14 protein-coding genes, 3 pseudogenes and 1 riboswitch are annotated in these 12,191 nt (G+C 62.7%); of the genes and pseudogenes, 1 reads left to right on the top strand and 16 read right to left on the bottom strand.

Annotated elements, in window-relative coordinates; translation table 11 throughout:
* Positions 1–29 precede the first annotated feature (29 nt).
* From EN851_RS00095 to EN851_RS00025, 14 genes and pseudogenes are all read right to left on the bottom strand, one after another.
* A pseudogene (locus EN851_RS00095) lies at positions 30–275 on the bottom strand (TOBE domain-containing protein); the annotation flags it as partial.
* Positions 166–708 (bottom strand): hypothetical protein, encoded by a 543-nt coding sequence (locus EN851_RS00090; RefSeq protein ID WP_245520666.1) that lies wholly within the window; start codon positions 706–708, stop codon positions 166–168. The pseudogene EN851_RS00095 and the gene EN851_RS00090, both read right to left, overlap by 110 nt.
* Positions 708–844, bottom strand: a pseudogene (locus EN851_RS00085) (ABC transporter permease); the annotation flags it as partial. The gene EN851_RS00090 and the pseudogene EN851_RS00085, both read right to left, overlap by 1 nt.
* A gap of 270 nt (positions 845–1,114) precedes the next feature.
* Complete coding sequence (locus tag EN851_RS00080) at positions 1,115–1,279, bottom strand: DUF3309 family protein (protein ID WP_127280942.1); 165 nt, start codon at positions 1,277–1,279, stop codon at positions 1,115–1,117.
* A gap of 232 nt (positions 1,280–1,511) precedes the next feature.
* Positions 1,512–1,856 carry a hypothetical protein gene (locus EN851_RS00075; RefSeq protein WP_245520665.1) on the bottom strand — a complete coding sequence of 115 codons (345 nt, stop codon included), beginning with the start codon at positions 1,854–1,856 and terminating at the stop codon, positions 1,512–1,514.
* Positions 1,857–1,974: 118 nt separating this feature from the next.
* Positions 1,975–2,655 (bottom strand): isoprenylcysteine carboxylmethyltransferase family protein, encoded by a 681-nt coding sequence (locus EN851_RS00070; protein ID WP_245520664.1) that lies wholly within the window; start codon positions 2,653–2,655, stop codon positions 1,975–1,977.
* Between the two features lie 203 nt (positions 2,656–2,858).
* The gene (locus EN851_RS00065) at positions 2,859–3,875 is read right to left on the bottom strand and encodes an ABC transporter substrate-binding protein (RefSeq protein ID WP_135882010.1); all 1,017 of its coding nucleotides are present in this window, start codon (positions 3,873–3,875) and stop codon (positions 2,859–2,861) included.
* Positions 3,868–4,635 (bottom strand): ABC transporter ATP-binding protein, encoded by a 768-nt coding sequence (locus EN851_RS00060; RefSeq protein WP_127279091.1) that lies wholly within the window; start codon positions 4,633–4,635, stop codon positions 3,868–3,870. Before EN851_RS00060 ends, EN851_RS00065 begins: the two co-directional genes overlap by 8 nt.
* Positions 4,632–5,450 carry an ABC transporter permease gene (locus EN851_RS00055; RefSeq protein WP_189521735.1) on the bottom strand — a complete coding sequence of 273 codons (819 nt, stop codon included), beginning with the start codon at positions 5,448–5,450 and terminating at the stop codon, positions 4,632–4,634. The genes EN851_RS00060 and EN851_RS00055 overlap by 4 nt, the downstream gene beginning before the upstream one ends.
* A 39-nt stretch (positions 5,451–5,489) precedes the next feature.
* Positions 5,490–6,098, bottom strand: a complete 609-nt coding sequence (locus EN851_RS00050) for a YkoF family thiamine/hydroxymethylpyrimidine-binding protein (RefSeq protein ID WP_135919344.1) — start codon at positions 6,096–6,098, stop codon at positions 5,490–5,492.
* Positions 6,089–6,202: riboswitch (TPP riboswitch) on the bottom strand. It overlaps the preceding gene by 10 nt.
* Positions 6,166–6,486 (bottom strand): hypothetical protein, encoded by a 321-nt coding sequence (locus EN851_RS36115; protein ID WP_189587321.1) that lies wholly within the window; start codon positions 6,484–6,486, stop codon positions 6,166–6,168. Its footprint overlaps the riboswitch before it by 37 nt.
* 30 nt (positions 6,487–6,516) lie before the next feature.
* Positions 6,517–7,332 (bottom strand): formyltransferase family protein, encoded by an 816-nt coding sequence (locus EN851_RS00040; protein ID WP_189521733.1) that lies wholly within the window; start codon positions 7,330–7,332, stop codon positions 6,517–6,519.
* A gap of 569 nt (positions 7,333–7,901) precedes the next feature.
* Positions 7,902–8,420, bottom strand: coding sequence for a peptide-methionine (S)-S-oxide reductase MsrA (msrA, locus tag EN851_RS00030; RefSeq protein WP_135882012.1), 519 nt, complete (start codon positions 8,418–8,420; stop codon positions 7,902–7,904).
* Between the two features lie 176 nt (positions 8,421–8,596).
* The gene (locus tag EN851_RS00025; protein WP_245520663.1) at positions 8,597–10,165 is read right to left on the bottom strand and encodes a glycosyltransferase family 39 protein; all 1,569 of its coding nucleotides are present in this window, start codon (positions 10,163–10,165) and stop codon (positions 8,597–8,599) included.
* A gap of 177 nt (positions 10,166–10,342) precedes the next feature.
* Between EN851_RS00025 and EN851_RS00020 the strand changes: the two genes are divergently transcribed.
* On the top strand, positions 10,343–11,050 hold the full coding sequence (locus EN851_RS00020; RefSeq protein WP_127873230.1) for a hypothetical protein: 708 nt from the start codon (positions 10,343–10,345) through the stop codon (positions 11,048–11,050).
* Positions 11,051–11,229: 179 nt separating this feature from the next.
* Here the strand turns inward: EN851_RS00020 and EN851_RS00015 are convergent, their stop codons facing one another.
* Positions 11,230–11,700 (bottom strand): GNAT family N-acetyltransferase, encoded by a 471-nt coding sequence (locus EN851_RS00015; RefSeq protein ID WP_135928272.1) that lies wholly within the window; start codon positions 11,698–11,700, stop codon positions 11,230–11,232.
* A 386-nt stretch (positions 11,701–12,086) separates the two neighbouring features.
* A pseudogene (locus EN851_RS37795) lies at positions 12,087–12,191 on the bottom strand (IS110 family transposase); the annotation flags it as partial.

The following is a 12,191-nucleotide window of genomic DNA, read 5'->3' as shown; positions in this document are numbered from 1 at the left end:
CACCAACCATCCCAATCGTCGACTCCATCCTAACCGCCAATCAACACCGTGCTCTCCGGCGACCATCGCAGCACCACATCCTGCCCCTCCGCCAGCCTGTCGGCACCGGTATTTTGCACGATGACCTTCAGCGTCTGTCCGGCGCGCTCGACGAAATAGGTGCTGTTATTGCCGGCGAAGATGCGCTTCGACACCTGCCCCTCGAGCATGTTGACATTGGCGGAATCCATGGCCCCGGCATCGGCGGCAATGCGGATGCGCTCGGGCCGCACGGCCCAGCCTGCCCCTGGCCAGCGCGACATGGCCGAGCAGGATGGCGAACAGGCCGCGCCCGACGCCGAAGAAGAAGATCAGCATCGCCGTGCCGGTGATCAGCCAAGGAATGGCGATCGGCGGAAACAGCAGCGCCTGCAGGAATTTCTTGCCACGAAACTCATGACGAAAGAGCGCCAGCGACGCCGCCGAGACGAGCACGGTTGAAATGATCGTGGTGATGACCGCGATCTCGATGCTGTTCCAGGTCGCCGCGATCAGCTGGTCGTTCTGCCACAGCGAGGCGTACCACTCGGTCGTCCATTCGAACGGCAGCTGATAGAAGGGCGAGACGTTGAACGACATCAGCGCCATGATGATAGGCAAATAAAGGAAGGCGAGCAGCAGCCCGACATAGAGGCGACCCAGCCATTCGAGGATGTGCGTCGTCGCCATCACGCCACCCTCCGCAGCAGCGGCGAAGCCACCGCCAGGATGACCAGCACGACGGCGAGCAGGAAGAAGGACAGTGCTTCCCCGAGCGGCCAGTGAACACGGCGACGAACTGGTCCCCGATGACCGTGCCAAGCCAATTCTGTCAACCACCAGCGCAGGGACGCTTCATCGCAATTCGCCCGGAGCCGCCCTTCGAGGAACCGCTTTGACGAAAAAAGGCCCGCTCCGGGAAGCCGGAGCGGGCCTTGGGGAGGATGAAGGGGTGGACCCTCTCCTCTTGTTTTCACGGGAGGTGTGGACCGCGATCACCATACCTGAACCCCGCGAAATGCGTGATGCATCACAATCCGGTGCTCGGCAACGTAAGCGCGGTCACGCGGTCGCGATTGCTCCCGTGATCGAACTGCTAAATGCGGCCCAGGACGACAAGAATGATGATGATGATCAGCACAAGTCCGAGACCACCGCCACCATAATAACCGGTTCCGTAGAACGGACCACCACCGATACCGCTGAAGCCGCCAAGCAGCGCGAGGATTAGAATGATGATAAGTATTGTTCCGAGACCCATGACTTTCCCAGCTCCTAAATGCGCGCTTTCGCGCCGTTTCAACATCGCGCTATTTCAGATGTTGTAAGGTATGAACGTTTTAGGGGAGCTGGCGTTCCGCCGGGCCATCCCGGCTACGGAGCATCCAGCCCGCAAAGCAGAAAGCCCGCCTGGACGGCGGGCTTTCCGACCGGTCGGGGGCCAGGAGAGTGCGGTCAAAGCCTCAGGGCTGGTTCCGCAGCCTCCTTCAACCTCAGCGGCGTGCGATCAGCAGGCAGAGCTGGCGCAGGTCGCGGTCATAAGTCCCCTCGCTGCCGAGAACGTCGACGCAGCGCTTCTTCATGCGCCTCAGCTGGGAGCTCGACATCTGGGCCACGGCACGCGGACCGTTGAGCTGGCTAGGGTTGGGCGATATGCCCACGTTCGACGGGTTGCTGGGATTGGTTACGTTGTCGATGCCCACGCCGACGCCGACGCCGACACCACTAGTACCGCCAACATTGGCGCCAAGCCCCGCGTTGATACCGCCTGTTCCACCAGCATTGGCACCGAGCCCGGCGTTGATGCCGCCCGAATCTCCGATATTGGCGCTGGCCACGGCATTCGCGCCGTTGCTGCCGCCGACCGAAGCGCCGAGCTACAGCGCCCTCGCCTAGGGAGCAGCTCCGACCACTGGACGCTGAGGAGCCTGTTGGCCAACCCTCACAGCCTGGCCTTCAGAATAACCGGTAGAACAGCCGATAGTGTACATGTTCCATGTAAGCGCGATACTCCGGCTCGGCGGCCAGCAAGGCCTCCTCGCGCAGGATTCGATACAGCTGCATGTAGGTGATGACCGCATAGACAGCGAGATTGTGGAAGGAAAAGGCCGACAGGAGGTAGAGCACATGGCCGGCGAGGTAGCCGGCATAGATCGGATGCCGCACCAGCCGATAGGCACCGCCCGTCATCACACCGCGATTGGCCGGCAGGATCGCAAAAGAGCGCCCCAGCGAGATCTTGCCCCAGATAACGAACAACAATGCGATGATCTGTAACGGCGCGGCGACGTAGAGAGGGATGAGCGCAATGCCTGGCTTGAGACTGATCAACGCAACGCCAAAACTGGCTGTCACCGAAACGATGACGGTAAGCAGATTCCAGTCACGCGTGACCGGACGCCGCGACAGAAGCAGCCAGGTGAAGGTGAGTATCTCGGAAATCGCCACCAGCGCGGTGTTGAGCCGGGTCGGATCCTCGAGAAGCTGATAGACGCCGCGATAGACGAACAGCGCCGCGCACAGCAGCGCACAGGCGCGAAAGAAGCCTTCGCGCAAGTCGAGCATGATCTCGTGCTTGCGCGCCGCCGACAAAAGCCTTTTGTCTGGCGCACGCGAAAGCGCTTCACTTTTTGACATGAGCAAGGCAAGCATCCCGATGATCCCTCGGGGGCGACTTTTGCACGTAACCATTGCCGTGCCGTTAACCGAGAAGATCAGATCGGCATCAAACCGGGTCGAAGGTGAAGGCCGTAGCCGCGGTTTTGTCGGGCTGCGACCTAGCGACATCCTCGCCTCCAGCATCGGACGATACGACCTTTTCGCAGTCTCAGCGTCGGCACCTATCTGAGGTACCCATTGCTGAAATATCCCACGAAATCCGGACGTTGCGCGACAACCTTGCCATCGGCATCATGCAGGATACCCGCGGCGAGGAGGTAGGAGCCGATCGCTTCCATCTTGGCGGGATCCATGATGCCGATGGTGCCGTCTTGCCCGCGCAGATAGTGCCCGTCGATCAGTGCCTTCAGCGAAGCCTGGATCAACGCCGGATTGGTGAGGGCATCCTTGTTGGCGGCGATCAGCAGCGTCGCGGCTTCCTCTGGATGATCCACCGCGAACTGATAGCCGCGCCGCGTTGCCTGGATGAAGGACGACGCCAGTTGGGGATTTGCCTGGAGAAACGCTTCGCTCGAAGAGATGAGCGTCGTGTGCTCGTCGGGGACGCCATAGTCGGCATAGACGAAGCTGCGTTGCTTGACGCCCTTGAGTTCGGCTTCGACGCCCTCCCAGGTCGACACTTCGAGCGTGAAGTCGACCGAACCGTTGGCCAGCGCCTCATAGGCGGAAGTGCCGAGCGTCACCGTCTCGAAATCGCCCTTGCCGCCATCATGCCGGATGATGGTCGAGATCAGTGCGTTTTCCCAGGCGCTGCCGAAACCGCCATAGGTCAGGCCATCCAGATCCTTCGGGCTCCTGATCTCGCTGCGCGCCGCATTGAACACCAGCCGACCAGTTTCGGACTGCACGACGGCATAGACGGCCTTCAAGTCGGCGCCGGCGGTCTTCTGGGTGAACAGGCTGATGGTGCCGTTGATGCCGAAATCGGCGACGCGGTTGGCGACAAGCGTGCCGGCGCCGGTGTCGCTGTAAGGCACGATATCGACCTCCAGACCGGCCTCGCGATAAAAACCCTTTTCGCGCGCGACGAACAGCCCGATGTGGTTGGTGTTGACCGTCCAGTCCAGCGCGACAGTGACTTTTTGCGTTGCCGCGAAGGAGCGGCTCGATCCGGTGGCCAGCGGTACGCTAGCGGCAAGGGTGAGCAGCAGAGCCTGCCTTCGCGTCAAGTCAGTCATGGTCATGTCCTTTGGTTGGCTGGAGGTTGAGCAGAATGTCGAGGATCTCGGCCTCGAGTGCCCCGGCCTGCCGTGTGGCGGCGCTGGTCGGATCGCGCGGGCGCGGCAGTGGCACCTGGATCTCGCGCACGACACGGGCAGGCCGGGCCGACAGCACATAGATGCGGTCTGACAGGAACACGGCTTCGCGCACGTCATGGGTGATCAGCAACGCCGTCCATCGATGGTGCCGCCACATCTGTTCGAGCCAGCGCTGCATGGCCGCGCGCGTCAGTGCATCGAGCGCGCCGAACGGCTCGTCGAGCAGCAACATGTCGCGTTCCTGCACGACAGTGCGCAGCAGTGCCGCGCGCTGCCGCATGCCGCCTGAAAGCTGCGCCGGAAAATGCCGCTCGAAGCCGGCAAGCCCAAACTCGGCAAACAGCGGCGCGACACGCGTCCGCGCCGCCTTGCGGCCGAGGCCCTGCACCTCGAGCCCGAGCGTCGTGTTATCGAGGATGCGCCGCCACGGCATCAGCGCGTCCCGCTGCGGCATGAAGGCGAAATGCCTGCCATGATCGTCGAGCGGCGCGCCGTCGAAAAACATCTCGCCCTCGCCATGCTCGGCGCCGGTCAGAAGCTGGAACAGCGTCGACTTGCCAGCACCCGAAGGCCCAAGGATCGAGACGAATTCGCCGGCATCCACGCGCAGCGAAATGTCGGCGAGCACTTCGAGCCCGCCAAAGGCCTTGCGCATATGCCGCAATTCGAGCCGGCTCATGCTTGCGGGCCTTTTCGGGCGGCTTGCCTGCCAGCGGCTCTTTCCCAGGGCATGGCAAGTCGTTGCAGCACCACCGTCAGCCCGAACAGGACGAGGGTAAGGGCGGCGCTGACGCCGACGGCGGCGAGCACCAGGTCGGGACGGAAATTGTTTTTGGCGTTGAGCATGTAGATGCCCAGCCCTTTGGCCGCGCCCGCATATTCGGCGAAGATGGCGCCGACGACGGCATAGGTGATGGAGATCCTGAGGCCAGCGAAGAAATAAGGCAGCGCCGAAGGCAACCGTGCCAGGATGAAGACCCGCCAGCGCCCTGCTCCCATGGCGCTCAGCATCTGCCCGATCTCGACCTCGGTAGCCTCGTAGCCCTGCACCAGGGCCACCAGCATCGGGAAGAAGGTGACCAGTGCCACCAGCATGATCTTGGGCGTCAGCCCGAAGCCGAACCACAGCACCACCAATGGCGCGATGGCGACCAGCGGCAAGGTCTGGCTGACTATGAAGACAGGAAACAGCGCGCGCCGCAAAGGCTGGAAGAAGTCGACCAGCATCGACAGCGCGAAGGCGGCGCTGAGCGAGCAGGCAAAACCGATCAGCGTGGCGCGGATGGTGGGAATGGCGTTGTCGAGCAGCGCGTCACGATTGAGCATCGCCTGTTCGAAGACGCGCGAGGGTGCCGGCAGAACCGTCGGCTTGATGCCGGAATGGTTTGCGTAGAGTTCCCACGCCACGAGCACCAGGCCGATCGATATCACGGCCGGCGCCGCCTGGGCGAGGAAGCCCGTGAGTTGACGCGGGTTGAACGACGATGAAGCCACGAGAGGATGACCTTGACGGCGCGCGTCGGCGCGAACGGTTCAAACGGCAGTGGGACTGTTGGCCGAAACCGTGACGTCGAGGGTTACGTGGCCGGCGCCTGGTCCGAAGCGGCAGAAGGCTTCGTCGAGCGCCGAGAAGATCGCGCCGGCATCGCCGCGCAGCTTGGTGCAGAAATTCTTGGAGCGATCGTAGACGCCGGACTGCTTCAGGAAATCGATGCAGCCATAGATCTCGTCCATGTGGTCGTCCGTGCCCATCACATAGAGCGAGAACTGCGCCGCCGCTGGCTGCCCAGTGGCGGGCGCGCCGCGCACGGCGGAAATGGCGGCTTGCTTGCGCGGGCCGAGTGGCCCGGCAGGGCCGCCAAACGTGTCGGAGCGGCAGATCGGATCGTCTGGCTCACCTGGGCAACCACGCGAAATGGTCGCCGACAGCACGCAATGCTTACCGCTGCCAGACGCAGCCACGAAAAGGTCGCGCAGCGCCGGGAATAGCACCTCGGGGGGCCCGACCAGCAAGGTCGAGATGTCGTCGGTCTCGATCCTGAGCTTGTCGCGATACGGATCGAGCGCGCCGAGCGCACCCAGGATGACGCCGACAAAATCGTCGGCCATGGGATATAGGGAAACCTGTGCGCCTGAAAACATCGCCCGCCTCGCTCCGCTGGTATTACCCAGATCAGCTTCTAGGGTCTGTGGGCTTGCCGCCCCCGTCTCAGCCCCGACCGTACGGAGCACCCCTGTGGATGGCGGCGTTAAAGCACCATTCGATCGGTTGGGGAAGCTGTTTTTTCAGCAAGCTGCGCCAAAAGCATTGCGCCAGCGCGGGCACAACCGGGTGCCGGCGCCCGGGAATTTGGCTCGATCCGGGTGCAACCAACAGCCCGACCATCACGCCGGGCGGAATGAATTCCAACGCGGACCAGAATTGCCCGACCAGCGCGCAGACGGATGCCAATGGCAGGGCGACCGCGCCGACCGTGAACGACAAGAACTGCGGTACGTAGTTTTCGCAGCAGGGAAAGCGCGGATGCAAGTTCCGCGCTTTCCATGCGCATTGGTTTCACTATCCGCCACGACCGGCTGGCGGTACCTCTGGCGCCGATTCGCTGATCACTTTGCCAAACACTCTTATTTCGGGGCACGGTTTTCCGGCTTTTGGCCGTGCGAATGCGGTGTGCATTTTCATCAGCCGTTTGAGCAGGCGGCCATAAGTGAGGTATCGAACCCGGCCATTGGCAAGATCGAACTCCACCCTCCCCCATCGCCTGACCGGACCTTTTCCAGTTGGCGGGCCCAGTCGCGCGATCTGAAAGGCCAACCGAACTTCGCGGCCGGCAACGTCCAGATAGATACCGGGATTGCCGCCCAGGACGTGCCACAATCGGGCAACGTGCTCGATCGACATGTCGGATGAAATCGCCATGTGGTTCCGCTCAAGTCGCGCCCAGACGAAATCACCAGTTGGCTGCCGCGTCCCGGACACCAAATCCTTGCAATAGGCTGGCGCCACCTCGCGCACCAACGCGCGCATCGCGGTCGCCACGCTGTCGGCCACATCCCGCCGCGTTGCCCAGTGCGCTTCCGAGAACGGCACCTGTCCGAGGATGTCGCCGTCATCGAAATTGGCGGACATCTTGTGCAATGTCACGCCGCCATGAACGGCATGCTGGCCGTCCGCGGCCAGGCGATGGAGAGGATGCGGACCCCGGTAGTTGGGCAGCAGCGCCGGATGAAAATTAAGCCCGCCCTTGGGAAAGAGGCCGAGCAGTTGTTGTGGGATCAAGGTCGGGAAAGCGTAGCAGATCAGTACATCCGCGGCGATGTCAGGCAATTGCCGGCCAAGCTCATCCCAGTCGTAAGGCCGGCCGAATTCGATCAACTTTACCGGCGTGTTGCCGAGATAGCGCCTGAGCAGAAGCTGGCGCCTCAGCCGGCGTCGAAAATTGCCAATGCTGAAGCCTCTGGATGGGCGCTGAAAGCCAGGCACGATGATCGCGCCAATACGGTTTCCCGCCTCGATCCAACCGGAAAGCAGAGGCCCGGTGTAAGCAGAAACATCCAGGATGAAAACTGCATTGAGCTGCCGGGCGCCGGCCACAGGCTCGAAAGAAATCATCTTTTCAAATCCGGCGGGGCAAGACATCGCCCGGCAATCCGAGCACCGTCACGGACCCGTCCGGTCAGGACCAAAAGGCCGGCCGAGCCGTCAGCCTGGTTTGGGAGAAAGCGGTCCTGCCGCGGCGACACTTGAGAGCCTTTCCCGCTTCACCAACACAGGTTTTTCGTAGAGTTTCCTCATGCTCCCCCTGAAATCAATCAACCCGCGCAGTTGGTCAGCAGCGCCGCGGACTGTCAACCGCCGGGCGGGGCTGACAGCCGCTATTGATATGGCCTCGCGGCAATCGGCGGGCGCTTAAACCCACTGCCGCAAAGACTGATCAGCGAGCCTTATGAAACGGCCTTTTCACGAACCGGCAGTTTCCAACCCGGCCTGACGAAATGGCAGGTGTAGCCGTTCGGATACTTCTCCAGATAATCCTGGTGCTCGGGCTCGGCCTCCCAGAACGCTCCGGCTGGAGCGAGCTCGGTGACAACCTTGCCGGGCCACAGGCCAGAGGCATCGACATCGGCGATGGTGTCCTCCGCCACACGCTTCTGCTCCTCACTGGTGTAGTAGATTGCCGAGCGATAGCTCATGCCGACATCGTTGCCCTGGCGGTTGCGCGTCGTCGGATCGTGGATCTGGAAGAAGAATTCCAGAAGCTGGCGGAAGCTAATTTTCGCCGGATCGAAGCTGATCTCGATGGCTTCGGCATGGGTGCCATGATTGCGATAAGTGGCATTCGGCACGTCGCCGCCGCTGTAGCCGACACGCGTGGCGAGGACGCCCGGCATGCGCCGGATCAAATCCTGCATGCCCCAGAAACAGCCGCCGGCAAGCACTGCACGTTCGCTCGAAGTCGTCATGTAACGTCTCCTCAAAAGGCAATTCCGGGAAAACTGTGGCGGCTTTCTCCGGGGAATTGCGCGACAACAAATTTGGATAGTCTTATAAATGGGCATTGTCGCCTGCTTCGTCCAGTCGGACGAGCGGCCATTCGGCAATACCGGTGAAAGGCGCCCCCTAAAGAACGGGGGGCACCTCAGATGCGTGGATGCCGAGTCCGGCTGCTGGCGGCGACCGGCAGATATCGGATACCAGGCGGAATGGCTGCAAAACTGATCGCCACAGGCGGCGCCTCGCGCGACCAGTTGAAAAGAACGGTCTTGACCGGAACGTTGTCCAACCATGCCCGCAGCTGCGACGGCACGTGAGGACCCGACCAAACCATCAGCATGCCATGGTCGCGCAACCGCTGCCTCGTGATCCAGGGCGCGAATCGCATATCGAGATCGGTGAAGATAGACGGCTTGTCATAGGCGTTGAGGCCCGCCAGCATGGCAAGATTGGTGTCGCCACCGACGATGTCGAGCCGGCCCGGCACCGCCGCGTGCCAGATTGCCTCGGCCTCGTCCGAGATCGGCCGCGCCGGCCAGCAGACGGCGTCCATCCGCCCGCGCACATTGCAATCCGTCCAGCGGATGACCGCATAGGCCCCCGACATGGCCACGATGCAGATGAAGGCGCAGATCGCCAACCTTCGCATCTCGGGGGCACCGAGCCGGTGACCGAGAAAGGCGAGCGCGACGACGCCGACGAGATTGTACATCGGCGCGCCCCAGGCCTCGCCGGTGCCGGTGAACAAAGAGGCGACCATGATCAGCGTCGCCGGCCCAAGTCCCATCCAGGTGAGATAGACCAGCTTACCGCGCTCGACGGGGTCCTGCGGAGCCGACGTGCGCCGCAGCAGCCCTGATATCGCCAGCACCAGGAGGAAGCCGGAAAACCCGGCCAGCTGGACACCGATATAGTAGAGGCGCGCACGGTGCTCGGTTACCCAGGCATCGCGGCCGGCGAAATAGGTCAACGGCAGGAAATCGATGCGGTAGAGTGCGATGGCCAACGGCGCGGCGACCGCGAGACAAACGGCCAGGCCAAGCCACGGCCAGGGCGTCGCCAGCCGACTGCGCGCGCGCGCGTCGGACAGCAGCCAGAGAGCGCCGAAGGCAAGCAGCAGGCCGGTGGAGAACTTGGCATAAAGCCCGACGCCCGACACCAGTCCGAGCGCCAGCCACCAGCCTGGCCCGCCACCGCGGCCGGCGCGCCACAGCAGCCAGCAGATCGCGGCCCAGAACGGCATCTGCGCATAGTCGTGATTGAATTGCGGCGTCGGCCAGCCGAAGAAATAGACCGATGGCATCAAAAGCACGGCGGCCAGCGCGCGGCGTTGTCCGAGCATGTCGCGGGCCAGCAGATAGACCAGGACGAACGTGGCCGAGATCGTCAGTTGGGCCAGCAGATATTGCGGCCAGCGGAACGATCCGGTCAGGAGATGGCTGGCCTCGAGCAGCCAGCCGGGGAGCTGCGGGTGCTTGTAGGTCAAAAGCACCCATTCGCGGCCCCACATGAAGCCTTCCACGACATCACCGGGCGGTGCGGGATCGATGAGTGTTGGCACCACGGTCCAGCACAGCGTCTGCACCAGACACAAAAGTGCCAGCAAACCCCAGGGGTGCCGAAGCAGGGCGGACCAGAACGATGACGAGTCCAGCGCCACGGCAGGCAGCCCTGCCGGCACCCAACGATCGATGGAGTCGTCAATTCCCGCCATGCGCGGCTTAAACCACATTGCCCGGTTTGCCGAACAGCCCCAACGTCAAAGCTTACAAAAAAGTATACATGCCGGTCATTGCAAGACCAAGATTGAGCGGGAAGTTCGGCGTCCCGTTGCCCTTACCGGGCAGAACAGCCCGCACACCTGATCCCCCTTGAAAATCCCGGATATTCGATGCGTCATCCACATGCCGTCATCCACCACCGCGCGCTCGACTTCTGGCTGGCGCGCGCGGCGGTCCTCGTCATCATCTGCCTGCAGCTTCTGGTCATCAACGATCTTTCATTCGGTCCCCGCTGGCTGGCGCCGGCGCTGGAGGCCGCCCTGCTCGCGCCGCTGTCCGTGGCCACCGCCTGGACGCAGGCCGCCACCCAGAAAGCGGTCGAGGAGGAGCACTGGTATCTGGTCGGACGGTTTCGCGTCATGATCCGCCGGACGGCCCTGGTGATGACCGGCGTCGTCAGCGTCATGAATTGCGGTTCGCTGGTGCTCCTGGTGCGTGCCTTGCTGGCTGGCCATGCCGGCTCCAGCGGCCAGACGCTGCTGGTCGACGCGCTCAACATCTGGGTCACCAACGTGATCGTCTTTGCCTTGTGGTTCTGGAGCACCGACCGGGGCGGGCCGCCGACCTGCGGCCTGGTCAAACGCGCCCATGCCGATTTCCTGTTTCCGCAAATGACCCTGAATGATCGCGAGATCCGCGACTGGCTGCCCGGCTTCGTCGACTATTTCTTCCTCGCCTTCACCAATGCGACGGCGTTTTCACCAACCGACACATTGCCGCTTTCCCGGCGCGCCAAGCTTTTGATGATGGCGGAGGCGATGATCTCGCTGCTGACGATCGCGCTGGTCGCGGCCCGCGCCGTCAACATCCTGGCCTAAGGCAGGTCTACCGAAGTAACCCGGCTTTGGAGCACGCCATGCATGAAAAATCCGAAGATGCGCGTTAGGCCCAGAAACACCAATAGCCCGCCCCGGCGAACCGGAGCGGGCTATTGGTTGTGTGCGATGGCTGTCGCTAGTCCAATGGCATTGCAACACATGCGGGCAATCCGCCATCGTCAATCGGCGCGGAGATCCCGTTCAAAGACCACCTGGTCGCACAACGGAATGCCGTTCACGAGCAGGCCTTCGGGATAACCGGTCGATGGCCCAAACGCATCCCGAACGATGCGGTACATCCGAAAGCCCTGCCGCTGGTAAAATCGCAGGTTGCCGATATCGGCGCTCGCCGTCGAAACGATCAGGCGTCGGCCGCCGCACTCGCTGCAGCGGGTGATTGCCGCCGCGACAAGGGCACGCCCCAACCCCTCGCTCTGTCTTGCCGGACGCACGGCAAGGCTCTTGAGTTCGAAGACACCGCCGTCGCCTGTCTCGATGATCTGCGCATGGCCGACGATCCTCCCGCCATCCCGCGCGACGAGCACCTCGCCCTGAGCGATATAGCTGGAGATCTGCATGGCTGAATCGTCGGCAAGGGCAAACAGCGGCCGCAACGCGTCGCGGTCCCCGTCATATCGTTCAATGTGCATCCGCAAACCCAAGCTGAATCAACGCCGCCGCGAACGCGGCAGCCTTGCGTCGGGATATAGCAGTGGCCGGTCGGGAGCCACAAATGCAAAAAAGCCCGCCTCGGCGCGAGCCGAGGCGGGCTTTGGCTCGATAGAGCCGACAGGTGCAGATTTTCGACGCCGAGCAAAGTGTCGGGCTATTCCTCCGCCGCGGGCCTGAACCTCCGCACGATCACCTCGAACAGAATATCCGAGAGGCGGCGACGATCGCCGCACGTTCCCCGGGCGAATAATGCGCGGCATCGTCGATGGTCATGAAGGTGACGTGACGGGACATGAGGGCTGTCCTTGGAAAGCTTGGTTTCCTCGCCCCGCGCGAAGCGGGGGGAGAGCGACTATCTGGGGTGTCAAGTTGCATTTGCGAATTCGCTTCTCGCGTCGCGTGCTTTTGCGTTGAGGATGACGAGAAGTTTTCTGGCGAGTGCGATGCGGATGAGCATTTTGGGCTTTCC

Source organism: Mesorhizobium sp. M8A.F.Ca.ET.208.01.1.1, from assembly GCF_004791315.1.
Taxonomy (GTDB): domain Bacteria; phylum Pseudomonadota; class Alphaproteobacteria; order Rhizobiales; family Rhizobiaceae; genus Mesorhizobium.
The sequence above is the reverse complement of the archived record's forward strand: the minus strand, read 5'-3'. Positions and strand labels throughout refer to the sequence as shown.